Source organism: Aeromonas sp. S5(2024) (assembly GCF_041403025.1).
Taxonomy (GTDB): domain Bacteria; phylum Pseudomonadota; class Gammaproteobacteria; order Enterobacterales; family Aeromonadaceae; genus Aeromonas; species Aeromonas hydrophila.
Genome location: NZ_JBGLRI010000007.1, coordinates 141,272 through 167,404, shown reverse-complemented (window position 1 = coordinate 167,404; position 26,133 = coordinate 141,272). Strand labels below are relative to the sequence as shown.

Here is a 26,133-nt window from a genome sequence, read left to right as displayed (position 1 = left end):
TCCTCCTTAGAGAAAAAAGAGCACCGAGTCTACTCCAATGGCGGGGGGAGATACCAGCCCGGCGGCAGTCCGGGCTGGTTGAGCGAGGGAGAGGCGGGGCAGCCGCTCAGGGAGCCCCGTCCCTTCAGGCGGGTACCATGATCTGGGTGGCGAGGATCACCACCAGCAGGCCGACCGCGACCGGCACCGAGGTGCGCTTGACCACTTCGAACGGAGAGAGGTTGCCCATCCCCGCACAGGCGACCACCACCCCGGAGACCGGCGAGATGGTGCGGCCCAGGTTGGAGGCCTGCAGCATGGGGATCACCAGATAGGCGGGATTGACGCCGAGGCTGGTGGCCAGATGGGGAATAAGCTCCACGAAGGCGTAGAAGGGGGCGTTGCCGGACCCCGTAGTAAAGGCGGCCAGGGTGGTGATGACCACCAGCACCAGCATGATGACGATGCCGCCGGTACCAAAGCTCTGGGCCAGATCCAGGAGATTGGCGATGAAGCCGAGCCCCATCAGCCCCTGGGCAAACACCCCGGCACCCACCAGCAGCATCACCACGCCGGCGAAGGCATCGGCCATGCTGCGCCAGCAGACCTGCAACCCGTCCAGCAGCTCTTTGCCGTTGCGCTTGCGGGCCAGCTCCAGCAGGGCGGCCAGCACCAGGCAGATGACGATGATGGTGACGATGTCGAGCTTGGGCCCGAGTTTGCCGTCAAATAGCAGCACCCCGATGATGGGGGTAAACGGCAGGATGGCGTAGAAACCGGGAGCATCGGTGATGAGATCGCTCGGGGCGACCGCCTCGTTGTGCTCGCCTGCCTTCTGATCCAGATAGCGCTGCCAGAAGAAGTGGGTCACGGCCATGGCGGCGATGGCCACCAGCGAAATGGGCAGGGTCAGCTTGAAGGCAAAATCGAGCAACTCCATGTTGGCGGCCTGGGCGGCCATCACCACGTCCCCGGAAGTGGGGGCCAGGATGATGGCGGCCGGTGAGGCGCACACCGCTGCCGCGGCGCCACGGGAGATCCCCATGTTGACCATCAGCGGGAACAGGGTGGCCATCAAGAGCACGCCGAGGCCGGTGGCGGAGCTCACCGCCAGCGACATGGCGCAGGCCACCAGATAGGCGGCAACCAGCAGGATGTAGGGGGACTTGATGATGCCAAGCGGCTTGCTGGCCAGCTTCACCAAAATGGTGTTGGCGCCGATGTGGCTCATGTAGCCGGCGAAGCCGCACAGCACCATGATTAGCATGCCGAGGCCACCGCCCCGATCCACCAGCAGGAAGCGCACGTATTCGAAGATGTCGGTAGCCACGTGGCCGGTGGAGGTGACGCTGGTGGGCAGTACCGCCTTGCCCATCAGGGCGGTGATCGCCAGCAGCAGCAAGCCGCCGCTGAGCAACACCCCGGTGGCCGAGTAGCCCTTGAAGATGTAGCGACCCACAGCCAGGGTGACCAGGGTGCCGATAAGGAGTTCCATCATAGAGTGAGTTCCTGAGTACGAATGAAGGTGGATGCATTCCTGGCGTCAACTTGGAGGTTAATCTGGCCAATCCCGAAATGTATCGACATAAAACTCGGCGATTATTATCCAATAAGGGGTATCTCACCATGATGTTGCGCATCACTTGTGATCTTGCTTGCAAATCAATGGCGGTGCGGGGTTGCGACTTGTCAACCTGACACTTAGGCTTTGTGACGGGAGTAGGTGACAGTCGCGGGGATCGCGGTTAATCTCCTGCTTCGAGTATTAATGCATTGATTATTAATTAAAATAACAACCCCGCCAGCAACGAGGTCAAGGCAGCAGAGATGGGAATGGTCAGCAAAGTTTTCATGGTGGCATTGATGTTGTTCGCCGCCACGGCCGGGGCCGAGAGTTCCCATTACACCGGTATCAAGGCGGTGCCTGACATCAAGGTAGACTTTCAGTTTTATCGGGTTTCCGGGCCGGACGTGGCGAGCCTGGTCCGCCAGATGACCAGCGCGGGCACAGCCCGGGCCAACGGTCACATCGGCATGGCCAGTTACCAACTCTCCTGGCAGTTGCAGACCCGTCCCGAGGCGCAGCGCTGCGAGCTGGAACAGGTCAGGGTAACCACCCGGATCAAGGTGATGGTGCCGAACTGGATGGACAAGGCCAAGGCCTCCGCCGCCGAGCGTCAGAAGTGGGACAAGCTGGTGGCCGCCATGTTCGATTACGAGAGCCGTCACAAAGACATACTGCTGGAGAGCGTCAGCCAGCTCGGCATCCAGCTGGCGCAGCTGCCGGTGGAGCGCGACTGCGCCGCGCTGGAGTATCAGGCCTGGCAGCGGGGGCAGGGGGTGTTGGCCAGCTCGCGCCAGCGTTTCAGCCAGTTGCAGCAGCAGACCGATCACGGTCGCAAACTGGGGCTTAACTGGCCAAAGGGCATCTGAGCCCGACAGGATTTGAGCGAACAAAAAGGGCTCCCGCCGGGGAGCCCTTTTTGTTGTTGCACCTTGCCGAGCATCTGGGCGCTCACTGGAGCGGCTTGCCCTTGAGCAGCTTGCGCACCCAGTAGCGGGCCGGGTGGAGCGCCTCCAGCAGATCGGCTGCCAGCGGCAGCGGATCGCCGCAGATCTCGCTGGCCAGCAGCTCGCCGCAAAGGGGTGCCGAGCAGAGTCCCCGCGAGCCGAGCGCCCCCAGCACATAGAGACCGGGATGCAGCGGCAACGGCGGTGCGCTTTGCTGATCGCCCTGCAGTACGGCGTAGTGATCCGCCAGGTTGACCAAGCTGGCGACTGGCCCCGCCACTGGCAGGTGATCCCGGCTGGCACTGCGCACGCCGACCCGGGCCTGATTGCCACTCGCATCCACCTCGGTGGGCCAGGTCTGCTGCGGCAGGCAGGCTTGCAGTCGCGCCTGGTTCTGGGCCTGCTCGTCGGCGCGAAACGCGAGGTCGGTCTGGTTGCGGCCATAGCTGGCACCGATGCAGTGGTGATCGTGGTGGGCCGGGGTGAGGTAGCCATCGTAACAGAGCACGGTATTGAGCTTGCTCAAGCTCGCCGAGGTCGGCACATGGCTCACCTGACCGCGCACCGGATAGAGCGGCAGCTCGGCAAAGGGGATGAGTGCAGGCAGCTGATGGCCGGCAGCCACCACCAGATTGGGGGCTTGCCAGCGGCGCCCGTCACGAGACTCGACCTGCCAGCCATCGGCCTGTTCGGCCATGGCGACCACCTCGGTATTGAACGTCACCTCAAGCAGCCCGCTGGCCTGCGCCTCCTGGATGGCGGCGCGGGTGAGATCCGCCGGGCAGAGCCAGCCCCCCTGCGGATAGCTGACGCCACCGTGACCGCAGGGCAGGCCGACCACTTGCTCAACCTCCGGCTCGGAAAGTACCTGCATCAGTTCGGGCGGGAAGGGGCCTTGTGCCATCTTGGCCAGCTTGGCGGCGGACTTGTCGTCATAGCCGAGCTGGGTGACGCCGCACAGCGAGAAGGCGACAGGGTGGCGCTCGGCCAGGGATAACAATCGGTTTCTGGCAAAGCCGAAGGCCAAGGAATAGAAGCGTGACAGGGCATCGTGTTCGCCGTTGAGCAGCGGGTAGAGGGCTCCCTGCCGGTTGCCGGAGGCGCCGGTCGCGGCCTCGCCATCCCGGCACAAGAGCGTCACCCTGCGGCCTCGCTCCACCAAGGAGAGCGCCGTCATGGCCGAGGCGATGCCGCCACCGATGAGCAGCACCTCACCCGCGCGGCCGGCGGGTCTGGCATACCAGGGGGCGATGGTCTGCTGTGGCTGTTTCTCTGCACGCTCCCCGGCCAGCATCTCCCGCTTGCTGCCGTGTCCTTTCACCTTCTGCATGGTAAAACCGGCGGCAATCAGGCCGCGGCGCACGAAGCCGGCACAGGTAAAGGTGGCGATGGTGGCGTGGGGCCGCGCGAGGCGGGCCAGGCCGTCGAACAACTCTTGTGTCCACATCTCCGGGTTCTTGGCGGGGGAGAAGCCATCCAGATACCAGGCGTCCACCAGCCCGTCTGCCGGGTGGGGCACCTGGGGCAGCATCTCCTTGATGTCGCCAAACCAGAGATCGAGCCGGATCCGGCCGCCGGCAAAGAGCAGCCGATGACAACCTGCGACGGGCAGTGGCCACTGCGCGATGAGGGGCTGGCTGAAGGTGGCAAGCTCTGGCCAGGCGGCCAGTGCCTTGCGCAGATCCTCCCGGGTCAGCGGGTATTTTTCGAAGCTGATGAAGTGGAGGCGGGCACCGTTGCCGGATTGGGGCGCCTGTTCCAGAAAGGCGGCCATTGTCGCCAGAAAGTTAAGACCTGTGCCGAAACCTGTCTCACCTATCACGAAAATGTCACTATCGTGATGCGAAAATCGCGCTGGCAGCCGATTTTGCTGCAAAAAGACGTAGCGGGTTTCACTTAGACCGTTATCATTGGAAAAGTACACATCCCCGAACTCACTGGAGACTGGAGTTCCCGCTTCATTCCAGTCCAATCGGGCATGATGTAAGGATGTTTGACTCACGTTTTCCTCTGCTCGCGTCACAAAATCGCGGGCATTCTACGTGAAAGCAGACCAGTTTGGCAGCCGAAAGCGGGTAGACTTGGCGCCAGTTTTTCCAGACGAGATGAATTAATGAGAAGAGCAGTGATCACCGGTATCGGCGTCATCTCCAGTATCGGCAACAACAAGGAAGAAGTGCTGGCCTCCCTGAAAGCAGGCAAATCTGGCATCACCTATTCCGAGCAGTTCGAACAGTACAACCTGCGCAGCCGTGTCTGGGGTAACATCAAACTCGACCCGTCTGAACTGATCGACCGTAAAGTCATGCGTTTCATGGGCGATGCAGCGGCTTATGCCTATCTCTCCATGCAACAGGCCATCGAAGACGCCGGTTTGCCGGAAGAGATGGTGTCCAACGAGCGTTCCGGTATCGTGACCGGTTCCGGTGGCGCCTCCGGCAAGAACACCTCCGAGTCTGCGGATATCGCTCGTGAGAAGGGCGTCAAGCGTGTGGGCCCCTACATGGTGCCGCGCACCATGTCCTCCACCACTTCCGCCTGTCTGGCCACCCCGTTCAAGATCAAGGGTGTCAACTACACCATCAGCTCCGCCTGCGCCACCTCTGCCCACTGCATCGGTCACGCTCTGGAACTGATCCAGCTCGGCAAGCAGGACATCGTCTTCGCCGGCGGCGGCGAGGAGCTGGACTGGTCTTCCACCATCCAGTTCGATGCCATGGGCGCCCTGTCCACCAAGTACAACGACACCCCGGAAAAAGCCTCCCGTACCTATGATGCGGATCGCGACGGTTTCGTCATCTCCGGTGGCGGCGGCATTCTGGTGGTCGAGGAGCTGGAACACGCCCTGGCCCGTGGTGCCCACATCTATGCCGAGATCACCGGTTACGGTGCCACCTCCGATGGCTACGACATGGTCGCGCCGAGCGGTGAAGGCGCGGTGCGTTGCATGAAGATGGCGATGCAGGGTGTCGGCAAGGTGGATTACATCAACACCCACGGTACCTCCACTCCGGTCGGTGATACCAAGGAGCTGGAAGCCATCCAGACGCTGTTTGGCAGCAATGCGCCCAAACTCTCCGCCACCAAGGCCATGACCGGTCATGCCCTGGGTGCTGCCGGCGTGCACGAGGCCGTCTACTCCCTGCTGATGATGGAACACGGCTTCATCGCCCCCAGCATCAACATCGAGACCCTGGACGAGAAGGCCGAAGGCCTGCCCATCGTGCGCGCGTACGAAGAGGCGGATCTCAACACCGTCATGTCCAACAGCTTCGGCTTTGGCGGGACCAACGCCTCCCTGGTGTTCAGCAAGTTCAAGGCTTAATGAGCCCACCATGAGTCGAAAAAAAGGCGCCGCAAGGCGCCTTTTTCATTGGGTGCTCGTCAGCCCCGTTGCGACAGTGGCAGCCGCATGTAGGTCGCGCCCTCGCCATATTCAGTGAGGGACTTGCGGGTACTGGCCGGCTGGAAGCCCTGCTTGCGCCAGAAGGCCGGTGCATCCTGTACCGCCACCAGACCGGCATGCTCGAACCCTTCGTCTGCGGCAAACGCGAGGGCGGTGGCGAGCAGCCGCTGCCCTATGCCCTTGCCGCGGGCCTGCCGTGAGACGGCGAGATCGTGCAGATAGAACTCGTCGTTGCCGGCCAGGTGCTGAATGGGAACGGAGAGGGGCGGGGGCTGGTGGGCACGCCAGGGGTGGCAGAGCAAATAGCCGAGTACCTGGCCCTGATGTTCGGCCACCCAGCAGCAGGCGGGGGCCAGTTCGGCCTTGTTGCTCATGACTTCGATGGGCTCAGGATCCAGCTGGTGATAACACTCGTCCTGAATGGCCATGATGGCGGGCCAGTCGTTGGCCCGGGTCGTGCGGATCTTGATCATAGTGGTAGGGCATGGCTGCCCGAAAACGCTGATTAAACAATGGATTCATCAACCAGCGTACCAGAACCGGGTCATGAACTGAACAAGCATCTCCAAATGATGCCTTTTTTGATCAGCGTGCGGCCTGCTTGCTGACGACCTTGATGAGCTGGTAGCGCAGGGAAGGGGCATCTGCCGGCACATCGGTGAGCTGCTCCTTGCTGACGGTCAGCTGATAGCGGTAGCCGGCTTCAAACTGAAAGCCTTCAATCTGCTGATAGAACAGGGTCCAGGGCTGCTGCTCGTCACTGCGCACCTGCATGCACTGCATGGGGCCGACGCCGACGCAGTGTACCAGCTGGCTGTTGACGTAGAGGGTCTCGCCTGCGGTTGGCGTGGGGGCGCTTTGACAGGCGCTGAGCAGCAGGGCGGCAGCGGCGCTGAGGAACAGTGGTCTCATGATGAACTCCTTCAATGGAAAGGGGGGCATTAGAGCGGCAAATAAAAAGGCGGTCAATGACCGCCTTTGTAACAAAAAATCCGAAACCCGTGACTCAACGCTGGTCGAGCGGGGTGAACTCGCGTTGCGGCTGACCGGTATAGAGCTGACGCGGACGGCCGATCTTCTGATCCGGATCCGAGTGCATTTCGTTCCAGTGGGCAATCCAGCCGATGGTACGGGAGATGGCGAAGATCACGGTGAACATGGACATGGGGATGCCGATGGCCTTCATGATGATGCCGGAGTAGAAGTCCACGTTCGGGTAGAGCTTCTTCTCGATGAAGTAGGGGTCGGAGAGCGCGATGCGTTCCAGCTCCATGGCCACGTCCAGCAGCGGATCCTTGATCTGCAGCTCGGTCAGTACCTCGTGACAGGTTTCGCGCATCACAGTGGCACGGGGGTCGTGGTTCTTGTAGACCCGGTGGCCGAAGCCCATCAGACGGAACGGATCGTTCTTGTCCTTGGCCTTGGCGATGTACTCGGGAATGCGGTCAACGGAGCCGATCTCCTCGAGCATCTTGAGGCAGGCTTCGTTGGCACCGCCGTGGGCCGGTCCCCACAGGGAGGCGATCCCCGCGGCGATACAGGCAAACGGGTTGGCGCCGGAGGAGCCGGCCAGACGCACGGTGGAGGTAGACGCGTTCTGCTCGTGGTCCGCATGCAGAGTGAAGATGCGGTCCATGGCGCGTTCGACGATGGGGTTGACCTTGTACTCTTCGGTCGGCACGCCAAACATCATGTGCAGGAAGTTGCCGGCATAGGAGAGGGCGTTACGCGGCTGCATGAACGGCTGACCGATGGAGTACTTGTAGCACATGGCGGCCAGGGTCGGCATCTTGGAGAGCAGACGGAAGGCGCAGATCTCGCGGTGCTCTTCGTTGTTGATGTCGAGGGCATCGTGATAGAAGGCGGAGAGCGCACTGACCACACCGCACATGACGGCCATGGGGTGGGCATCGCGACGGAAGCCGCGGAAGAAGAAGGCAATCTGCTCGTGCACCATGGTGTGGCGGGTGACCAGACGTTCGAATTCCGTGTACTGCGCCTTGGTGGGCGCCTCGCCGTACAGCAGGATGTAGCAGACTTCCAGATAGCTGGCCTGGGTGGCCAATTGGGCGATGGGGTAACCACGGTGCAGCAAGACACCCTGATCGCCATCTATGTACGTAATGGATGATTTGCAAGAACCGGTTGCCATAAAACCGGGGTCGAAGGTGAAGTACCCTTGCGCGCCCAGTTTTCTGACATCGATCACGTCGGGTCCGACAGTTCCTGACAGGATCGGGAGTTCTACCGGGTCTTTACCGGGCAGATGTAGGGTGGCTATCTTATCAGCCATAGCACGTCTCCTTTGCTCTTTTATAATTTGATTCCAGCTCTACTTTATTACGAGTTTGATGACGCTGGCAAAGGTTCTGACCCGTACCAGGGCGGCTGGAGCGCCTTATTTGAAACAGAGTTCAGGGCTGTTGTCAATTTTGCTGGATGATCATTAATGATTTGTTAAATGATTTGTGAGATCTGGTTTACGGTTTTGGGTTTTCTTTGTAGCTAATTGATTGTCATTGGTTAAGCCCGCCGATATACTGCGCCTCGTGGGTGATGGCTGTCGGTGTTTGAAACGCTTTCGCAAAGCTAGATGTGATATTGAAAATGTTATTTTTGGCTTTCCTGAGTTGTTTTGGTAACAAAAACCTAACAAATGCCACTCCATGCCCTCATAAGCGTGTAAAAACAATAACTAACGTGCTCAATGGAGCTGAGTGGGCAAAGCCGTGAAAAATAAACAGAGACCTGTAAACCTCGACCTACAGACGATCAGCTTTCCTGTCACCGCCATCGCTTCCATCTTGCATCGTGTCTCAGGGGTCATCACCTTTGTGGCGCTCTCAATCTTGCTGTGGATGCTTGGTACTTCACTCGCCTCTCCCGAAGGATTTGAGACCGTGGTGTCCATCATGGACAACTTCCTGGTCAAATTCGTGCTGTGGGGGATCCTGACTGCGCTGGCTTACCACATTGTGGGCGGACTGCGTCACCTGGTCATGGACATGGGCTATTGGGAAGAGCTGGAATCCGGTAATCAGAGTGCCCGTGTGGCCTTCGTGATCACCGCGGTTTTGGCGGTATTGGCGGGGGTACTGGTATGGTAACCAATTCTGCAACCTTCGGGCGCAGCGGCGTTCACGATTACATCCTGATCCGCGCCACCGCCCTCATCATGACCTGTTATGTCCTCTACCTGGTGGGCTTTGTCGCGTTCAACGACATCAGCTACGAGGTGTGGACCGGCTTCTTCGCCAAAACCTTCACCAAGGTGTTCACCCTGTTGGCGCTGCTGTGCGTACTGATCCACGCCTGGATCGGTCTGTGGCAGGTGCTGACCGACTATATCAAGCCGGTGGGGTTGCGCGGTGCGCTGCAATTTGCCCTGGTAGTGGTGCTGTTCGTCTACCTGATGACCGGCTTCGTTGTACTGTGGGGGGTGTAAGGTGACTATTCCAACTCGTGAGTTTGATGCGGTGGTGATCGGTGCCGGTGGCGCCGGTATGCGCGCCGCGCTGCAGATTGCCCAATCCGGCAAGAGCTGCGCTCTGTTATCCAAGGTATTCCCGACCCGTTCTCACACGGTTTCTGCCCAGGGCGGGATCACGGTTGCGCTGGGCAATGCCCACGACGACAACTGGCAGTGGCACATGTACGACACCGTCAAGGGCTCCGATTACATCGGTGATCAGGAAGCCATTGAATACATGTGCAAGACCGGCCCCGAGGCCGTCTATGAACTGGAGAACATGGGTCTGCCCTTCTCCCGCTTCGACAACGGCACCGTCTATCAGCGTCCGTTTGGCGGCCAGTCCAAGAATTTCGGTGGCGAGCAGGCGGCCCGTACCGCGGCGGCAGCCGACCGTACCGGCCACGCCCTGTTGCACACCCTCTATCAGCAGAACGTCAAGAACAAGACCACCGTCTTCTCCGAGTGGTATGCGCTGGATCTGGTGAAGAACCAGGACGGTCACATCGTTGGCTGTACCGCCATCGACATGGAGAGCGGTGAAGTCGTCTACTTCAAGGCCAAGGCCACCGTACTGGCCACCGGCGGCGCCGGTCGCATCTACCAGTCCACCACCAACGCCCACATCAACACCGGTGATGGCGTCGGCATGGCGCTGCGCGCCGGGGTCGGCGTGCAGGACATGGAGTTCTGGCAGTTCCACCCGACCGGCATCGCCGGGGCAGGGGTGCTGGTGACCGAAGGGTGCCGCGGTGAAGGCGGCTACCTGCTCAATAAAGACGGCGAGCGCTTCATGGAGCGTTATGCGCCGAACGCCAAGGATCTGGCCGGTCGCGACGTGGTGGCCCGTTCCATCATGATCGAGATCCGCGAAGGTCGCGGCTGTGACGGTCCCTGGGGCCCGCACATCAAGCTCAAGCTGGATCACCTCGGCAAAGAGGTGCTGGAATCCCGTCTGCCGGGCATCTGCGAGCTCTCTCGCACTTTCGCCCACGTAGATCCGGTCAAGGAACCCATCCCCATCATTCCGACCTGCCACTACATGATGGGCGGCGTGCCGACCAACGTGAACGGCCAGTGCCTGACCCAGGACAAGGACGGCAACGACGTGCCGGTGGTCGGTCTGTTTGCGGTGGGCGAAATCGCCTGCGTCTCGGTGCACGGTGCCAACCGTCTGGGTGGCAACTCGCTGCTGGATCTGGTGGTATTTGGCCGCGCCGCCGGCATGCACCTGGTCAACACCCTGAGCGAGATGGAGCACGGCCGCGCCGCCTCCGACGCCGATATCGACGCCGCACTGTCCCGCTTCAACCGCTGGGAAAATTGCCGTGACGGTGAAGATCCGGTGCAGATCCGCAAGGACCTGCAGCGCTGCATGCAGAACAACTTCTCCGTATTCCGGGAAGGCGATGCCATGGCCGAAGGGCTGGCCGAGCTGAAACTCATCCGCGAGCGCCTCAAGAACGCCCGTCTGGACGACACCTCCAAGGAGTTCAACACCCAGCGCATCGAGTGCCTGGAGCTGGACAACCTGATGGAGACGGCCTATGCCACCGCGGTGGCTGCCAACTTCCGTACCGAGAGCCGGGGCGCCCACAGCCGCTTCGATTTCCCGGAGCGTGACGATGAGAGCTGGCTGTGCCACAGCCTCTATCATCCGGACACCGAGTCCATGACCCGTCGCGCTGTCAACATGTCACCCAAGACCCGTGAGGCGTTCCCGCCCAAGGTCCGGACTTACTGATTGCGGAGCTAGCCCTATGAACGTCACATTCTCTGTCTACAGATACAATCCGGATGTTGATAACGTCCCCCATATGAAGGAATATCGTCTTGATATTCCTGAAGGTTCCGACATGATGGTGCTCGATGCACTGATCCAGCTCAAAGAGCTGGATCCCACGCTCGCCTTCCGCCGCTCTTGCCGCGAAGGGGTCTGTGGATCTGACGGTCTCAACATGAATGGCAAGAACGGTCTTGCCTGCATCACCCCGCTCTCCGATCTGCTGAAGAAGGGCAATAACGTCGTTATCCGCCCCTTGCCAGGCCTGCCGGTGATCCGTGATCTGGTGATCGACATGACCCAGTTCTACACCCAGTGGGAGAAGGTCAAACCCTTCCTCATCAACGACGAAAAATTGCCGCCCGTGCGTGAGCACCTGCAATCCCCCGAAGAGCGCGCCAAGCTGGATGGCCTGTACGAGTGTATTCTCTGTGCTTGCTGCTCCACCTCTTGCCCCTCCTTCTGGTGGAACCCGGACAAGTTCATCGGCCCGGCCGGTCTGCTCGCCGCCTATCGCTGGCTGGCGGACAGCCGCGATACCGCTGCTACCGATCGACTGGGTAATCTGGATGACGCCTTCAGCGTGTTCCGTTGCCACGGCATCATGAACTGCGTGAACGTCTGTCCCAAGGGCTTGAACCCGACCAAGGCCATCGGTCAGATCAAGTCGATGCTGCTCAATCGGGCTGTTTAGTATCAGGGCCAGGGCGTCACGCGCCAGGCCCGACCTCTGGATAGCCATCCGTCACCATGGCTGGATGGCTATTTAAACCCTACAAGCTGCGCTGCAGTGAACAAGATGTACAAGGGATAGAAATGCATAACGGCGTGATGAAGGCCTGGTTGGAGTCATCTCACCTGGCTGGTGCGAATGCAAGCTATATTGAGGATTTATACGAATCCTTCCTGGAAGACCCCGAGTCCGTAGCCGAAGAGTGGCGCAGCCTGTTTAGCTCGCTGCCCCAGGTCAATGGCCATGCGATAGAACAACCTCACTCCCGAGTCCGCGATTATTTCCGTCGCCTGGCCAAGGATCCCTCCCGCTACAGTGCCCCCGTCTCCGATCCGCAAGTGGATGCCAAGCAGGTGCGGGTACTGCAGCTGATCAACGCCTTCCGCTTCCGTGGCCATCAAAACGCCAATCTGGATCCGCTCGGCCTCTGGGCGCGTGAAACCGTTGCCGAACTGGATCCCGCGTTTCACAACCTGCAGGGCGCAGACATGGAGGCCACCTTCAACGTGGGCTCCTACGCTATCGGTCGCGAGACCATGGTGCTCTCCGATCTGTATGCCTCGCTGAAGAAAACCTACTGCGGCAGCATCGGCGCCGACTACATGCACCTCACCTCCACCGAGGAAAAGCGCTGGCTGCAACAGCGTCTCGAATCCATCGAAGGAACGGGCAGCTACACCCTGGAAGAGAAGACCCGCTTCCTCGAGAGCCTGACCGCCGCCGAAGGGCTGGAAAAATACCTGGGCGCCAAATTCCCGGGGGCCAAGCGTTTCTCCCTGGAAGGGGGCGATGCCATGGTGCCCATGCTCAAGGAGCTGATCCGTCGCGCCGGTGAGCAGGGCTGCAAAGAGGCCGTCATCGGCATGGCCCACCGCGGCCGTCTCAACGTGCTGATCAACGTGCTGGGCAAGCGCGCTCAGGACCTGTTCGACGAGTTTGCCGGCAAACACGGCGAATCCTGGGGCACGGGTGACGTGAAGTACCACATGGGCTTCTCGTCCGACTTCGCCACCCCGGGCGGCAACGTCCACCTGGCGCTCGCCTTCAACCCGTCTCACCTCGAGATCGTCAACCCTGTGGTCATCGGCTCGGTCCGTGCCCGCATGGACCGTCGTGGTGACAAGGACGGCTCGACCGTGCTGCCCATCACCATCCACGGCGACTCCGCCATGGCCGGTCAGGGCGTGGTGGCCGAGACCTTCAACATGTCCCAGACCCGTGCCTATGGCGTGGGCGGGACGGTGCGCATCGTCATCAACAACCAGGTGGGCTTCACCACCTCTTACATTCGTGACCTGCGCTCCACCGAATATTGCACCGACATCGCCAAGGCGGTGCAGGCCCCCGTGCTGCACGTCAACGGCGATGACCCGGAAGCCGTGGTGCTGGTGACCCAGATTGCGCTGGATTACCGCAACACCTTCAAGCGCGACGTGGTGATCGAGCTGGTCTGCTACCGTCGTCACGGTCACAACGAGGCCGACGAGCCGAGTGCGACCCAGCCGCTGATGTACCAGAAGATCAAACAGCACCCGACCCCGCGCAAGATCTACGCCGACCAACTGGTGGCGGAAGGCAGCATCAGTCAGGAGCTGGCCACTACCCTGGTCAACGAATATCGCGAAACTCTGGATCGCGGTGAACGGGTGAGCAAGGAGTGGCGTCCGATGGAGCTGCACTCCGTCGACTGGACCCCTTATCTCGGTCACGACTGGGCCATGGCCTATGACAGCACAGTGCCGATGGATCATCTGAAGTCCCTCGGCGAGCGCATCAGCCAGTACCCGGCCACCCATGTGCTGCAGCGCCAGGTCGAGAAGATCTACGAAGACCGTCGCCTGATGGCCGCCGGCGAGAAGCTGCTGGACTGGGGCTTTGCCGAGACCCTGGCCTATGCCACCCTGGTGGACAAGGGCTCGCGCATCCGTTTCACCGGTGAAGACTCCGGCCGTGGCACCTTCTTCCACCGCCACGCCGTGCTGCACAGCCAGACCGATGCCAGCACCTACACCCCGCTGTGCAACCTGCACGACGAGCAGGGCCCGTTCGAGGTGTACGATTCCGTGCTGACCGAAAACGCGGTACTGGCGTTTGAATATGGCTACGCCAGCGCCGAGCCGGCCGGCCTCACCATCTGGGAAGCCCAGTTCGGCGACTTCGCCAACTGTGCCCAAGTAGTAGTGGATCAGTTCCTTTCCTCCGGCGAGCAGAAGTGGGGCCGGATGTGCGGCCTGACCATGCTGCTGCCGCACGGCTACGAAGGGCAGGGCCCGGAGCACTCCTCCGCCCGTCTGGAGCGCTATCTGCAGATGTGCGCCCAGCACAACATGCAGGTGTGCGTACCGTCCACCCCGGCGCAGGTGTTCCACATGTTGCGTCGCCAGGTGGTACGTCCGATGCGCCGTCCGCTCATCGTGATGACGCCCAAATCCCTGCTGCGCCACCCGCTGGCGGTGAGCAAGCTCGAAGAGCTGGCCGAAGGCACCTTCCAGAACGCCATCGGCGAGATCGATGCGCTGGATCCGAAGGGTGTCAAGCGCGTGGTGTTCTGCTCCGGCAAGGTCTACTACGACCTGCTCGATGCCCGTCGCAAGGCCGAGCAGCAAGATGTAGCGCTGGTGCGAATTGAGCAGCTCTACCCCTTCCCGGAAGAGGACGTGCGCGCCATTCTGGCCGACTACAGCCATGTCACCGACTTCGTCTGGTGTCAGGAAGAGCCGCAGAACCAGGGCGCCTGGTACTGCACCCGTCATCACTACGACAGCGTGCTGCCAAGCCATGCCCGTCTGCGTTATGCCGGTCGCCCGGCGTCGGCTTCACCGGCCGTCGGTTACATGTCAGTCCACGCCAAGCAGCAAAAAGCCCTGGTGGAAGACGCGCTGACCCTGGAATAAACCCGTTGCGAAGGAGAGGGCACGTCGTTGCGCCGACCCTCTCCGACTCTGGAACAAGCCTGCTGGCCAAGAAGTAACAAGGAACTGATTAGATGACTATCGAGATCAAAGTACCGGACCTGCCGGAATCAGTGGCGGATGCCACCATCGCCACCTGGCACAAGAAACCGGGTGATCTGGTTGCCCGTGATGAAGTGCTGGTTGACATCGAGACCGACAAGGTCGTGCTGGAAGTGCCGGCGCCGGAAGCCGGCGTGCTGGGCGACATCCTGCAAAGCGAAGGGGCCACCGTGCTCTCCCGCCAGCTGATCGCCATGCTCAAGCCTGCCCCGGTGGCCGGCGAAGAGACCAAGGAGAAGCCGGTCGAAGCGGTGGCCGATGACGCTGCCGATGGCCTAAGCCCCTCCGTGCGCCGCCTGGTGGCCGAGCATGACATCGATGTCGCCAAGCTGACCGGTACCGGCAAGGGCGGTCGCGTCACCAAGGAAGACGTGGAAGCCTTCATCAAGGGGGGCAACAAGCCTGCCGCCGCACCGGTTGCCGCTGCAGCCCCGGCTGCGCCGGTCGCTCCGCTGGCCGGTCGCACCGAAAAACGCGTGCCGATGACCCGTCTGCGCAAGCGCATCGCCGAGCGTCTGCTGGAGGCCAAGAACACCACCGCCATGCTGACCACCTTCAACGAGATCAACATGGCGCCCATCATGAAGCTGCGCAAGCAGTACGGCGAGATCTTCGAGAAGAAGCACGGCATCAAGCTCGGCTTCATGTCCTTCTACGTGAAGGCGGTGGTGGAATCCCTCAAGCGCTACCCGGAAGTGAACGCGGCGTTGGACGGTGACGACATCGTCTACCACAACTACTTCGACGTCAGCATCGCCGTCTCCACCCCCCGTGGTCTGGTGACCCCGGTGCTGCGTGACTGCGACAACATGAGCCTGGCCGACATCGAGAAGGCCATCAAAGACCTGGCCGGCAAGGGCCGTGACGGCAAGCTGACGGTGGATGAACTGACCGGCGGCAACTTCACCATCACCAACGGCGGCGTGTTCGGCTCCCTGATGTCCACCCCGATCATCAACCCGCCCCAGAGCGCTATTCTGGGCATGCACAAGATCCAGGACCGCCCCATGGCCGTCGACGGCAAGGTCGAGATCCTGCCGATGATGTACCTGGCGCTCTCCTACGATCACCGCATCATCGACGGCCGCGAGTCGGTGGGCTTCCTGGTCTCCATCAAGGAGCTCTTGGAAGATCCGACCCGTCTGCTGCTGGACGTCTAAGCAAATCGGCCGGACCGGCAAGCCCTCTGGCTTGACGGCTCGCGCCACAAGCTTGCCGCCGGGCTTTCTGTTCGGCGGCAAGCGGGGGTCAACCCGGCCCCGACGGAACGTCTGAGTGAAAGTGAAATTAGAAAGATAACGAGGGGCCGCCTTGGCCCCTTTCACAGGGGATTGAGAAACACGAGCCCCGGACGGAAATACCTACAACACGGATAGAGCATCTATGAATCTGCATGAATATCAGGCAAAACAGCTGTTTGCCGAGTATGGCCTGCCGGTCTCCGAAGGTTATGCCTGTGCCACCCCGCAGGAAGCGGCCGAAGCGGCCGACAAGATTGGCGGCAACACCTGGGTCGTCAAGTGCCAGGTCCACGCCGGTGGCCGCGGTAAAGCGGGCGGCGTCAAGCTGGCCAAGAGCAAGGACGAGATCCGTGCCTTCGCCCAGAACTGGCTCGGCAAGAACCTGGTGACCTATCAGACTGACGCCAACGGTCAGCCGGTCACCAAGATCCTGGTGGAATCTTGCACCGACATCGCCAAGGAGCTCTATCTGGGCGCCGTGGTTGACCGTGGCTCTCGCCGCGTGGTCTTCATGGCCTCTACCGAAGGTGGCGTGGAGATTGAAAAAGTCGCCCACGAAACCCCTGAACTGATTCACAAAGCCGCCATCGATCCGCTGGTTGGCCCGCAGCCTTATCAGGCCCGCGAGCTGGCCTTCAAACTGGGTCTGGTTGGCGAGCAGATCAAGCAGTTCACCAAGATCTTCATGGGTCTGGGCCAGATGTTCCTGGACTGCGACTTCGCCCTGCTGGAAATCAACCCGCTGGTGATCACCGCCCAGGGCAACCTGCACTGCCTGGACGGCAAGATCAACATCGACGCCAACGCCCTGTACCGTCAGCCCAAGCTGCGCCAGATGCACGATCCGTCCCAGGATGACCCCCGCGAAGCGCACGCCGCCCAGTGGGAGCTGAACTATGTGGCGCTCGATGGCAACATCGGCTGCATGGTCAACGGCGCGGGCCTGGCCATGGGTACCATGGACATCGTCAACCTGCACGGAGGCTCACCGGCCAACTTCCTGGACGTCGGCGGCGGCGCCACCAAGGAGCGGGTGACCGAGGCGTTCAAGATCATCCTCTCCGACAGCAAGGTACAAGCCGTGCTGGTCAACATCTTCGGTGGCATCGTGCGCTGCGACATGATCGCGGAAGGCATCATTGGCGCCGTCAAGGAAGTGGGGGTGAAAGTGCCCGTGGTGGTGCGTCTGGAAGGCAACAACGCCGAACTGGGTGCCCGTAAACTGGCCGACAGCGGCCTCAATATCATCGCCGCAACGAGTCTGACTGACGCAGCTCAGCAAGTGGTAAAAGCAGCGGAGGCCAAATAATGAGCGTTCTGATCAACAAAGACACCAAGGTGATCTGCCAGGGCTTTACCGGCGGTCAGGGCACTTTCCACTCCGAACAGGCGATTGCCTACGGTACCCAGATGGTCGGCGGCGTCTCCCCGGGCAAGGGTGGCACCACCCACCTGGGCCTGCCGGTGTTCAACACCGTCCGTGACGCCGTGGAAGCCACCGGTGCCACTGCCTCCGTCATCTATGTTCCGGCCCCGTTCTGCAAGGACGCCATCCTGGAAGCCATCGATGCCGGCATCAAGCTCATCGTCACCATCACCGAAGGCATCCCGACCCTGGACATGCTGGACGTCAAGGTGAAGCTGCAGGAAACCGGCGTGCGCATGATCGGGCCCAACTGCCCGGGCGTCATCACCCCGGGTGAGTGCAAGATCGGGATCATGCCAGGCCACATCCACAAGCCGGGCAAGGTGGGCATCGTCTCCCGCTCCGGCACCCTGACCTATGAAGCGGTCAAGCAGACCACGGACGAGGGCTTCGGCCAGTCCACCTGCGTCGGTATCGGTGGCGACCCCATCCCGGGTTCCAACTTCATCGACATCCTGGAGATGTTCCAGAACGACCCGCAGACCGAAGCCATCGTGATGATCGGCGAGATCGGCGGCAATGCCGAGGAAGACGCAGCGGCCTACATCAAGGCCCACGTCACCAAGCCGGTGGTCTCCTACATCGCGGGCGTTACCGCCCCGGCTGGCAAGCGCATGGGTCATGCGGGCGCCATCATCGCCGGCGGTAAAGGCACCGCGGCCGAGAAATTTGCCGCCCTGGAAGATGCCGGCGTGAAAACCGTGCGCTCCCTGGCCGATATCGGCAAAGCCCTGCGTGAAGTAACCGGCTGGTAAGTTCTTTAGCCTGTTATCTCAGACAGCTAAATGCCGCCCTTGGGGCGGCATTTTTTATATGGATAGTTTTTTTCGCCTGCGTAATTTAATTCAGTACACATCTAGCTCAAAGGGACGCGATGAAGGCGCTGGTCTCTGCGTGCGATGAATTGAAGACCATCATGTAAACGATACAATCATAATAATAAAATTTGCACATGCTGAATGGCGAACTATATTCTTATGGTTTGCAAGTGATATTGGTATCAATGCTGCTGGGGGAGATGATATGATGACTTCGAAATGTATGTTTTTATTTTGTATTTCTTCTGCACTTATTTCTGGCTGTTCTAGTAATCTAAGTGCAGTAGATAAACTTACTAGCTCGACTCAAAATGATGGCGGTATCTCATCTTACTTTAATGACATTCCATTTCAAAGTCGCTTTCTTGCAATAAATGGCCAACTTCCTATAGATACTGTAGGAATGCCTTGCGTTGCGAGTAGTTATCGAGTGCCATATTCAATGATATGTCTGAGTACAGATAAGTCGAAAGTTATCGAATATGACTACCCCGTGACAAGAAATCCTGGTAAAAAAATAAAAGACATTAAAAACAGCCTCACTAATTTAGAGAAAAAATCACAAGACTTAGTTACCAAATTGCTTGTTAAGGCTACTTGCCAAAATGCAGGAAAAGAAGAATGCACGGCGGAGGTTGAGAGTGCATCTACTGCTCAGTCAGAATTTCAATCTTTACAGGCGGAAGTATTATCAAAGTTGTCAGATGGTAATACGTTTATATTTCAGTGGAGCAGCACAGCCGGTGGTGGATTCGATGTAGAAGCTGACCCCTATGGGAAAATTGATGGGCAGGGTGGCTATCAGAATAGTGGAATTACAATCGTGTCTGGTTTACGCATATCCCAATTTTTAGTGGGAAATGATATCAGCAGTATTTATCGGAATTTGCCAAAGGATACTAAGTTAGCAACATTTGTCATGCAGGCACAAGGAATTGCATATATAAGTACTCGAAGCATTAGTGCTACGGTGCAAGCTCGTTTAGGGCTAACGCCCACTCAATTTAGTGACATAATAAGCACTTTGTCTGGCGCTCAGAAAATACAATTGGCAGCAGCTTTCAATTATGTAAGCAGCCTGAGTAATGAAGGTCAATTTCACACTGTGAATAAGAACATTAAAGATGTGCCGACGTGGGGCGCAACAGGTAAGATAGAAGACCATGGATATCAAACTTTCTATGCAACCATGACAAAATTAGATGAGCTTAAAAAAATGATTGAGAGAAAATAGTAAATTAGTTACAGACCATATCTGCATATGCAGTGTGGTTGTATTATGGCAGTGTAATTGGATGCTTGAAAAACATTATTAATGCTTTCCCATTTATTCGAGTGAAATGCCATTTTTGACATTGCAATTGTTTGATGTGGCCACTGATAGAGTAATGCCTTGACCAAGAAAGTCTGATACTCATACTCAATAGGGCAATTCAATCCATCATGAGAACATTAGAATTTCAAAATTTATTGTCTTGTATCTATTTGTTTCCCCCTGTTTTACCGATAGCTACTAGTGAGTAGGCGAGCAAGGTTCTTCCACCAACCTTGAAAAATCGGGCCATAGGGCGTATAACCACGCGCTTGTCAGTGTATTGAGTGAGCCAACTTTTATGCAGCAGAGTGAACCCGTGCAGAACGCCCCCTTTTGGCAGGTAAAAAGCCTGCAACAGATGACCATGACGGAGTGGGAGTCCCTGTGCGACGGCTGCGGCAAGTGCTGCCTGAACAAGCTGATCGACGAGGACACCGAGGAGCTGGTGTTCACCAACGTGGCCTGCAACCTGCTCAATACCAAGACCTGCCAGTGCTCCGACTACGGCAACCGCTTTAAGAAAGAGCCGGACTGCCTGCAGATCACCCACGACAAGATTGCCGAATATGACTGGCTGCCTTCTACCTGTGCCTATCGCCTGCTGGCGGAGGGGCAGAGCCTGCCAGAGTGGCACCCGCTTATCACCGGCAGTCGCAGCGCCATGCACCAGGCCGGTCAGTCGGTGCGCGGCAAGGTGGTACATGAGGTGGATGCCGGCGACTGGATCGATCACATCATTACCTGGGCCAGCTAACGCCAGGCCTGTCTATCGGGCCAGCCGCGAGCCGTACCAACTGCGAAGGGGCAGGGGAGTCATCACTCTCCTGCCCCTTCGGCTTTCTGGCTCCTTTCTAAGCTCTGCGAAGGTGCCTATTTGTCCGCCTTGCCCGCCGCATCGGCAAGTTTGGCCAGCTGTTTGTCATACCAGGCCACCGGACGGTTCTCATCCTCTGCCCGCTCCTTGCGCCGGATGGCGTTGCGCACCGCCATGGCCCCCAGCCAGCGAAAGGGCTCGGGCGGAAAGTAGCCGCGTGGGCCGCTGACCAGCGCGCATTCGCGCCACGGCTTGTCCTCCTTCCGCACTTCATCGCGCACCAAGGCTGCCAGGATCTGGCCGCCGATCCAGCTCTGCGCCACCCCGTTGCCGGAGTAGCCGAGGCCATAGACAACGTTGGGCTGCCCTCGCCAGTGGCCGAAGAAGGGGAGGCCATCCACCGAGCGGTCGGAGGCGCCGCACCAGCTGGCGGCGATGGGCACCTCTGCAAGGGCCGGAAAGAAGCGGCGCAGGGTACGGGTGAGGGGGGCAAGATAACGGCTCGGCGCATCGAACTCGGCCAGATGGCGGTTGGCAAAGGCGAAGGTGTTGCCCCCCTTGCCCAGCATCAGCCGCCCTTGCGCAGTGGATCGGTAGTAGTGGACAAAGGTGCGGCCATCCACCACGGAGCGGCCGTGCGCAAGCTGCTGGGCGGCCAGTGCATCCGGCGCGGGGTCGGTGATCACCATATCGGAGGAGACCAGCACTATGCTGCGGCGAAACTCGCGAAAGTGCTGCACCATGGCGCTGTTGAGGGCCAGCACCACCTTGCGGGCGCGCACCTCACCCTGTGGCGTCTGCACCCGCGCAGGCTGGCCCGCCTCAAGGCGCTGCATGGGGGAGTGCTCATAGACCTCGACCCCCAGTTCCCGCGCCACCCGCAGCAGGCCGCGCACCAACAGTGCCGGTTGCACCGAACCCGCGTGGGGGCTGTAGAGCCCCTCCAGATGAACGTGGGAGCCGCTTTGGCTTGCCAGTTCACCCTCCGCAATTGCCTGCCACTGGTTAAGGCCGGCTCGCTTGAGTTCCTGCAATACCGGCTCCATCAGGCCGCGCTGCGCCTCGCTGGTGGCGGTGTAGCAGGTGCCCTCGACCCTCAGCTCCGCCTCTATCTGGTGCTGTTCACAGAAGCGGGCTATCTCGTGCACCGCCTGCTCGGAGCCTTGCACCAGCCAGGCGGCCTGCTCTTCGCCAAAGAGGCGCTTTAACGTCAAATACTTGGCCGACCAGGTGAGCAGGCAGCCGCCGTTGCGCCCGGAGGCGCCGCTGCCGCAGCGATCTTTTTCCAGCACCAGGATGCGCAAGTGTGGCTCGGCCTGTTTCAGGGCGATGGCGCTCCACAGCCCGGTAAAGCCGCCACCGACGATGCAGACATCGGCCTCGTGGTTGCCGACTAAGGGCGTGGGGGGCGCGGGCTGTTCGGCGGCGAGCGCTTCGGCCAGCCAGAAGGGGAGAGTGGACATGATGACTCCTCGATAAGGTTATGGGTGGCGCCAGCGCTGGGTGCGATCCAGCAGGGCGCGGCTCAAAAAGAGCTGGAGCAGCTTGACGGTAGCGGCGGCCAGCAGGATCAGGGTGGCCATGGCGGCGGCCGCGGCGGTATCGCCGGAATCCTCCATATTGAGCACGGCGATGGAGGCGAGCACGCTGTCGCTCGAATAGAGGAAGATCACCGCCGAGGTGGTGGTCATGGCGTTGACGAACAGATAGATAAAGATCTCCAGCAGTGCCGGCAGGGAGGCGGGCAGGGTGACCCGCCAGAACGCCTTCCAGAGCGGAATGCGCAATGAGATGGCCACCAGCTCCAGCTCCTTGGGCAGTTGCTTGAGGCTGGTCAGCGCCGTCATATGACCCACGGTGTAGTAGTGGATGACGCAGGAGAGCACCATCAGCGGCAGGGTGCCGTATAGGCTGCCAAAGAGCGGATTGCCGTTGAAAAAGAAGATGTAACCCAGCCCCAGCACCATGCCGGGCACCGCCAGCGACAGCATGGCAAGCAGATGCAGCAACTGGCGAAGCCATGCAAAGTGGCGCCCCTTCTCCTGTGCCCAGGCCAGTACCATCACCAGCACGGTGCCGATAAGCGCGGTATAGAGGCCCAGCTGCAAGGTGTTGGTAAAGGGCTGCCAGCCGTAGACGCTGTTGCTGTCAAAGGCGTAGTGATCCAGCGTCAGAGCGAGGTTGTAGGGCCAGAACTGCACCAGAGAGCCGTAAACGGCCATCCCCACCAGCGCCAGAAACAGCAGGGCCCAGAGCGTGCACCAGCCGAGCGCCAGCAGATCCCGCAGCCGATGGGGTTTGGGCTGATAGGGCACCGCCTTGGTGCTGCTCTGCTCCTGCATCTTGCTGCGCACCCTGTGCTCCAGCGCAAAGCTCAAGAGCGCCGGCAGCAGCAGGGTGACGCTGGCCACTGCGCCCAGCGAGAAGTTCTGCATCCCGATCACCTGCCGGTAGATGTCGGTGGCCAGCACGCTGTACTGGCCGCCAATCACCTTGGCCACCCCGAAGTCGCAGATGGTGAGGGTGAAGACGGCGATGGCGGCACTGAGCAGGCCATAGCGGGCGGTGGGCAGGGTGACGGTGACAAAGGTGCGCCAGCCGCTGCTGCCGAGCACCCGGGAGGCTTCATAGAGGCGGGCATCGCTCTGGCCCAGCGCCGTGATGAGGATCATCAGGGCGTGGGGGAAGCACCAGAAGCCCAGACCAATGACGATGCCGATGGGGCCGTAGATGCTCTCACCGCCGAGCAGCCCCTTGGCAACTCCCTGATTGCCAAACCAGTAGACCAGACTGATGGCGGGCAGCAGGGAGGGCATCAACAGCGGAATAAGGCCGATGAGGCGAAACAGGCTCTTGCCCGGCATGCAGGTGCGGGTGAGGGCATAGGCGTAGCCAAAGGCGATGGTCACCACCAGGGCGGTGATCAGCACCCCGAGCCAGAGGGTGTTGCCGATGGTGCGCCCCAGATGAGGGGAGTCGAAATATGCGCTGAAGTTGGCAAGGCCCACCCAGAGGCCGTTCTCATCCTGCAGACTCTTTTGCAGCATGGTGAGCAGTGGCAGCAAGAGACCCCCCACCAGCAGGGTGATGCCGAGCACTAGTAGAGTCAGTTGCAGCAGTTGATCCCGGCTCCAGCCGCGACAGAGCCGCTGCCAGCGGGCGTCTTGCCGGGCTGTCGCGGGTGGCAACAGGGAGGAGGTCGCAAAGGGGGCAGTCATGGGCGCTCTCCTTCAAACAGTTGCATCGCCCCGGCGTGCCAGTGCAGCGAGCAGCGCATGCCGCTGCGCCAGCCACCCTGTTCGTGGCGGGGCAGCTCGTGGGTCGGGCGCTCCACCAGAATTTGCTGCGGGCCCAGATAGGTGTCGGCGGTGCAGATCAGGCGCAGGGCTGCGCCGAGAAACTCCACCTGCTCGATGGTTGCTTCAACACCACGTTGCCCAAGACACGGTTCGCTCGGCGCACTCAGGGTGATTGCCTCGGGGCGGATCGCCACCTGCAATTTGCTGCCGGCTGCGGCCCGGTTGGCGAGTTGCAGTGGCTGCTCGTTAAGGCGCACCTGAGTGGGGCTCAGCACCAGGGCGTCGAGGAAGTTCATGGTGCCGACGAAGCTTGCCACGAAGCGGCTGGCAGGCTGGTGGTAGATCTCCTGCGGGGTGCCCACCTGCACGATACGGCCAGCCTCCATCACCACGATGCGATCGGCCATGGTCAGCGCCTCTTCCTGATCGTGGGTCACCATGATGGTGGTGATGCCAAGACGCTGCTGCAGGGCGCGGATCTCGCTGCGAAGGTGGGTGCGCACCAGCGCATCCAGTGCGCTGAGCGGTTCGTCCAGCAGCAGCAGGCCGGGGGAGAGGGCCAGCGCCCGGGCCAGCGCCACCCGCTGCTGTTGGCCGCCGGAGATCTGGCTCGGGTATTTGTGGGACTGGGCAGTGAGATCCACCAGCCCCAGCCAGTGATCGACCCGCTCCTTGATGAGATCCCGCGCCAGTCCCTGATTCTCAAGGCCAAAGGCGATGTTCTGGGCCACCGTCAGGTTGGGGAAGAGGGCATAGGACTGAAACACGATGCCAAAATCGCGCTGCTGGGGCGGCAGCTGGGAGATATTGCGCCCCCCTTGCCAGATCTCGCCGCTGTCCGGCAGATCCAGCCCGGCGATGGCTCTGAGCAAGGTGGTTTTGCCGCAGCCGGAGGGGCCGAGAAAGCAGATAAACTCCCCCGGCTCAATGGTCAGAGAGATCCCCTTGAGGGCCTGAAAAGCACCGAACTGCTTGTTGAGATGTTGAATGTCCAGATAGGGCTGGGTCATGGTTCGACTCGCTACTGATTTGGTATATACCAGTTTGCGGGCAAAGTGTGACGGTCAGGTGATCGGGGGATGACAGCTTGATGACAGTCAGATGACGACGGGTCGCCAGCAAGTGGCTTGGTCGCATGTGGATAGGGTAGGTGCCGCCCATTGAGAACGACACAAACAGGGGAGACGATGCCAAAAAGTGAAGGCCAACTTGAGTTGGCCTTCGGCAATGAATGGGTCGATGGCGAAGTGTCGCCATCGCACAAACCAGCCCTCAGCGGGATTACTGTTTGGCTTCGGTTTTGCCGTCGAAGCTGGCGCTCCACTGGGCCAGGATGGCGTTGCGCTCGCGGGCAGCCCAGCCAAAGTCGTTGTCGATCATCTGGCCCTTGATGTTGGCGGGATAACCGGCTCTGGGCTTGGCTACATCCGGAATGGCGACCACTGCGAACGACTTGTTGTAGAGGGCATTGGCCTGTTCGGTGGCGGCAAAGTCGAGCAGCTGCTTGGCGGCCTCCAGCTTGGGGGTGCCCTTGATGATGGCGGCAGCTTCCATGTCCCAGCCCGAACCCTCTTTCGGGAACACCACCTCGATGGGGGCACCCTTGGCCTTGAGGCTGGTAGCCGGGAAGTCGAAGGAGATACCGATCACCGTCTCGCCGCTGGCAGCCAGCTTGCAGGGGGCCGAGCCCGAGTGGGTGTAACGGTCGATGTTCTGGTGCAGGCCGTTCATAAATTGCCAGCCCTGCTGCTCACCCATGGTTTGCAGCCAGCCAGCGACGCTCAGGTAACCTGTGCCGGAGGAGCTGGGGTTGGGCATGATCACCTTGCCCTTGTAGATGGGCTTGGTGAGGTCGGCCCAGCTGGTGGGTGCCGGGATCCCCTGTTTCTCGGCCTCTACCTTGTTGAAGCAGATGGCGCTGAAGAAGGCGTCCAGTCCTATCCAGTGTGGCTCGGCCTTGCTGTCGCGAAAGCGGCTGTCGAGCTTGTCCAGCCCTTTCGGGGCATAGGCATTGAGCATCTGCTGCTGATCGAGCTGCATCAGGCTGGTGGCCGCCAGTCCCCATACCACATCCGCCTTGGGCTGGGCTTTTTCTGCCAGCAAGCGGGCGGTGACCACGCCGGTGGAGTCACGCACCCACTTGATGTTGATATCCGGATGCTGGCGCTCGAACGCGGTTTTCAGCTCGCCGAGCTGCTCCGGTTCGAAGGCGGTATAGACGGTAAGATCGGTGGCGGCCAGTGCCGGAGCTGTCGTGGCAGCCAACACGGCGGCGGCCAGCAGATGGGTTCCCTGTTTCATCCTCTTCTCCAGTTAAATTGGTTT

At 60.3% G+C, this 26,133-nt stretch carries 21 protein-coding genes; 12 read left to right on the top strand and 9 right to left on the bottom strand.

The genetic code is table 11. The annotated features are described in order from the left end of the window. Positions 1–124: 124 nt before the first annotated feature. Positions 125–1,477, bottom strand: a complete 1,353-nt coding sequence (gene dcuC, locus ACB032_RS14930) for an anaerobic C4-dicarboxylate transporter DcuC (protein WP_016350497.1) — start codon at positions 1,475–1,477, stop codon at positions 125–127. A gap of 335 nt (positions 1,478–1,812) precedes the next feature. Here dcuC and ACB032_RS14925 point away from each other — a divergent pair, with 335 nt between their 5' ends. After that, positions 1,813–2,412 carry a DUF922 domain-containing Zn-dependent protease gene (locus ACB032_RS14925; RefSeq protein WP_371138222.1) on the top strand — a complete coding sequence of 200 codons (600 nt, stop codon included), beginning with the start codon at positions 1,813–1,815 and terminating at the stop codon, positions 2,410–2,412. A gap of 82 nt (positions 2,413–2,494) precedes the next feature. Here the strand turns inward: ACB032_RS14925 and mnmC are convergent, their stop codons facing one another. Continuing rightward, positions 2,495–4,513 (bottom strand): bifunctional tRNA (5-methylaminomethyl-2-thiouridine)(34)-methyltransferase MnmD/FAD-dependent 5-carboxymethylaminomethyl-2-thiouridine(34) oxidoreductase MnmC, encoded by a 2,019-nt coding sequence (gene mnmC, locus ACB032_RS14920; protein ID WP_371138221.1) that lies wholly within the window; start codon positions 4,511–4,513, stop codon positions 2,495–2,497. Between the two features lie 90 nt (positions 4,514–4,603). Between mnmC and fabB the strand changes: the two genes are divergently transcribed. Then, positions 4,604–5,815, top strand: coding sequence for a beta-ketoacyl-ACP synthase I (fabB, locus tag ACB032_RS14915; protein ID WP_016350500.1), 1,212 nt, complete (start codon positions 4,604–4,606; stop codon positions 5,813–5,815). Positions 5,816–5,874: 59 nt separating this feature from the next. On the opposite strand, the gene ACB032_RS14910 is transcribed toward fabB, so the two are convergent. The 3 genes from ACB032_RS14910 to ACB032_RS14900 form a co-directional block, all read right to left on the bottom strand. Further along, positions 5,875–6,369 carry a GNAT family N-acetyltransferase gene (locus ACB032_RS14910; RefSeq protein ID WP_371138220.1) on the bottom strand — a complete coding sequence of 165 codons (495 nt, stop codon included), beginning with the start codon at positions 6,367–6,369 and terminating at the stop codon, positions 5,875–5,877. A 112-nt stretch (positions 6,370–6,481) separates the two neighbouring features. Further along, positions 6,482–6,808: a DUF4377 domain-containing protein gene (locus ACB032_RS14905; protein ID WP_371138219.1), complete on the bottom strand. Its 327-nt coding sequence runs from the start codon at positions 6,806–6,808 to the stop codon at positions 6,482–6,484. A gap of 94 nt (positions 6,809–6,902) precedes the next feature. Next, a complete protein-coding gene (locus ACB032_RS14900) occupies positions 6,903–8,189 on the bottom strand; it encodes a citrate synthase (RefSeq protein ID WP_005300205.1) in 1,287 nt (428 codons plus the stop codon). A gap of 424 nt (positions 8,190–8,613) precedes the next feature. Between ACB032_RS14900 and sdhC the strand changes: the two genes are divergently transcribed. From sdhC to ACB032_RS14850, 10 genes are all read left to right on the top strand, one after another. Continuing rightward, entirely contained in the window at positions 8,614–9,003 is a 390-nt protein-coding gene (sdhC, locus tag ACB032_RS14895; protein ID WP_011705795.1) for a succinate dehydrogenase cytochrome b556 subunit, read from the top strand. Then, positions 8,997–9,341, top strand: coding sequence for a succinate dehydrogenase, hydrophobic membrane anchor protein (gene sdhD, locus ACB032_RS14890; protein ID WP_011705796.1), 345 nt, complete (start codon positions 8,997–8,999; stop codon positions 9,339–9,341). The genes sdhC and sdhD overlap by 7 nt, the downstream gene beginning before the upstream one ends. Position 9,342: 1 nt before the next feature. Further along, positions 9,343–11,109, top strand: a complete 1,767-nt coding sequence (gene sdhA / locus ACB032_RS14885; protein ID WP_011705797.1) for a succinate dehydrogenase flavoprotein subunit — start codon at positions 9,343–9,345, stop codon at positions 11,107–11,109. Positions 11,110–11,125: 16 nt separating this feature from the next. Further along, positions 11,126–11,842 (top strand): succinate dehydrogenase iron-sulfur subunit, encoded by a 717-nt coding sequence (locus ACB032_RS14880; RefSeq protein ID WP_011705798.1) that lies wholly within the window; start codon positions 11,126–11,128, stop codon positions 11,840–11,842. Between the two features lie 122 nt (positions 11,843–11,964). After that, the gene (sucA, locus tag ACB032_RS14875; protein WP_371138218.1) at positions 11,965–14,775 is read left to right on the top strand and encodes a 2-oxoglutarate dehydrogenase E1 component; all 2,811 of its coding nucleotides are present in this window, start codon (positions 11,965–11,967) and stop codon (positions 14,773–14,775) included. Between the two features lie 92 nt (positions 14,776–14,867). Continuing rightward, entirely contained in the window at positions 14,868–16,055 is a 1,188-nt protein-coding gene (gene odhB, locus ACB032_RS14870; RefSeq protein ID WP_011705800.1) for a 2-oxoglutarate dehydrogenase complex dihydrolipoyllysine-residue succinyltransferase, read from the top strand. A gap of 223 nt (positions 16,056–16,278) precedes the next feature. Then, positions 16,279–17,445: an ADP-forming succinate--CoA ligase subunit beta gene (sucC, locus tag ACB032_RS14865; RefSeq protein WP_016350506.1), complete on the top strand. Its 1,167-nt coding sequence runs from the start codon at positions 16,279–16,281 to the stop codon at positions 17,443–17,445. Beyond that, positions 17,445–18,317, top strand: coding sequence for a succinate--CoA ligase subunit alpha (gene sucD, locus ACB032_RS14860; RefSeq protein WP_005300222.1), 873 nt, complete (start codon positions 17,445–17,447; stop codon positions 18,315–18,317). The genes sucC and sucD overlap by 1 nt, the downstream gene beginning before the upstream one ends. Positions 18,318–18,585: 268 nt before the next feature. Next, positions 18,586–19,614, top strand: a complete 1,029-nt coding sequence (locus ACB032_RS14855; RefSeq protein ID WP_371138217.1) for a hypothetical protein — start codon at positions 18,586–18,588, stop codon at positions 19,612–19,614. A 379-nt stretch (positions 19,615–19,993) separates the two neighbouring features. Further along, positions 19,994–20,449, top strand: a complete 456-nt coding sequence (locus ACB032_RS14850) for a YcgN family cysteine cluster protein (protein WP_005300228.1) — start codon at positions 19,994–19,996, stop codon at positions 20,447–20,449. Positions 20,450–20,565: 116 nt separating this feature from the next. Here the strand turns inward: ACB032_RS14850 and ACB032_RS14845 are convergent, their stop codons facing one another. The 4 genes from ACB032_RS14845 to ACB032_RS14830 all read right to left on the bottom strand — a co-directional run bounded on the left by ACB032_RS14845 (position 20,566) and on the right by ACB032_RS14830 (position 26,109). Further along, entirely contained in the window at positions 20,566–21,972 is a 1,407-nt protein-coding gene (locus ACB032_RS14845; RefSeq protein WP_371138216.1) for an FAD-dependent oxidoreductase, read from the bottom strand. Between the two features lie 18 nt (positions 21,973–21,990). After that, a complete protein-coding gene (locus ACB032_RS14840; protein ID WP_371138215.1) occupies positions 21,991–23,727 on the bottom strand; it encodes a putative 2-aminoethylphosphonate ABC transporter permease subunit in 1,737 nt (578 codons plus the stop codon). Continuing rightward, positions 23,724–24,818 (bottom strand): putative 2-aminoethylphosphonate ABC transporter ATP-binding protein, encoded by a 1,095-nt coding sequence (locus tag ACB032_RS14835; protein ID WP_371138214.1) that lies wholly within the window; start codon positions 24,816–24,818, stop codon positions 23,724–23,726. The genes ACB032_RS14840 and ACB032_RS14835 overlap by 4 nt, the downstream gene beginning before the upstream one ends. 271 nt (positions 24,819–25,089) lie before the next feature. Continuing rightward, on the bottom strand, positions 25,090–26,109 hold the full coding sequence (locus tag ACB032_RS14830; RefSeq protein WP_371138213.1) for a putative 2-aminoethylphosphonate ABC transporter substrate-binding protein: 1,020 nt from the start codon (positions 26,107–26,109) through the stop codon (positions 25,090–25,092). Positions 26,110–26,133: the final 24 nt, after the last annotated feature.

Coding starts and splice junctions, on each gene's coding strand:
- odhB (WP_011705800.1), top strand. CDS start 14,868: ATGACTATCGAGATCAAAGTACCGGACCTGCCGGAATCAGTGGCGGAT.
- ACB032_RS14905 (WP_371138219.1), bottom strand. CDS start 6,808: ATGAGACCACTGTTCCTCAGCGCCGCTGCCGCCCTGCTGCTCAGCGCC.
- ACB032_RS14910 (WP_371138220.1), bottom strand. CDS start 6,369: ATGATCAAGATCCGCACGACCCGGGCCAACGACTGGCCCGCCATCATG.
- ACB032_RS14830 (WP_371138213.1), bottom strand. CDS start 26,109: ATGAAACAGGGAACCCATCTGCTGGCCGCCGCCGTGTTGGCTGCCACG.
- ACB032_RS14925 (WP_371138222.1), top strand. CDS start 1,813: ATGGTCAGCAAAGTTTTCATGGTGGCATTGATGTTGTTCGCCGCCACG.
- ACB032_RS14845 (WP_371138216.1), bottom strand. CDS start 21,972: ATGTCCACTCTCCCCTTCTGGCTGGCCGAAGCGCTCGCCGCCGAACAG.
- ACB032_RS14900 (WP_005300205.1), bottom strand. CDS start 8,189: ATGGCTGATAAGATAGCCACCCTACATCTGCCCGGTAAAGACCCGGTA.
- sucC (WP_016350506.1), top strand. CDS start 16,279: ATGAATCTGCATGAATATCAGGCAAAACAGCTGTTTGCCGAGTATGGC.
- dcuC (WP_016350497.1), bottom strand. CDS start 1,477: ATGATGGAACTCCTTATCGGCACCCTGGTCACCCTGGCTGTGGGTCGC.
- sdhD (WP_011705796.1), top strand. CDS start 8,997: ATGGTAACCAATTCTGCAACCTTCGGGCGCAGCGGCGTTCACGATTAC.
- ACB032_RS14835 (WP_371138214.1), bottom strand. CDS start 24,818: ATGACCCAGCCCTATCTGGACATTCAACATCTCAACAAGCAGTTCGGT.
- ACB032_RS14880 (WP_011705798.1), top strand. CDS start 11,126: ATGAACGTCACATTCTCTGTCTACAGATACAATCCGGATGTTGATAAC.
- ACB032_RS14850 (WP_005300228.1), top strand. CDS start 19,994: ATGCAGCAGAGTGAACCCGTGCAGAACGCCCCCTTTTGGCAGGTAAAA.
- sucA (WP_371138218.1), top strand. CDS start 11,965: ATGCATAACGGCGTGATGAAGGCCTGGTTGGAGTCATCTCACCTGGCT.
- sucD (WP_005300222.1), top strand. CDS start 17,445: ATGAGCGTTCTGATCAACAAAGACACCAAGGTGATCTGCCAGGGCTTT.
- ACB032_RS14855 (WP_371138217.1), top strand. CDS start 18,586: ATGATGACTTCGAAATGTATGTTTTTATTTTGTATTTCTTCTGCACTT.
- ACB032_RS14840 (WP_371138215.1), bottom strand. CDS start 23,727: ATGACTGCCCCCTTTGCGACCTCCTCCCTGTTGCCACCCGCGACAGCC.
- fabB (WP_016350500.1), top strand. CDS start 4,604: ATGAGAAGAGCAGTGATCACCGGTATCGGCGTCATCTCCAGTATCGGC.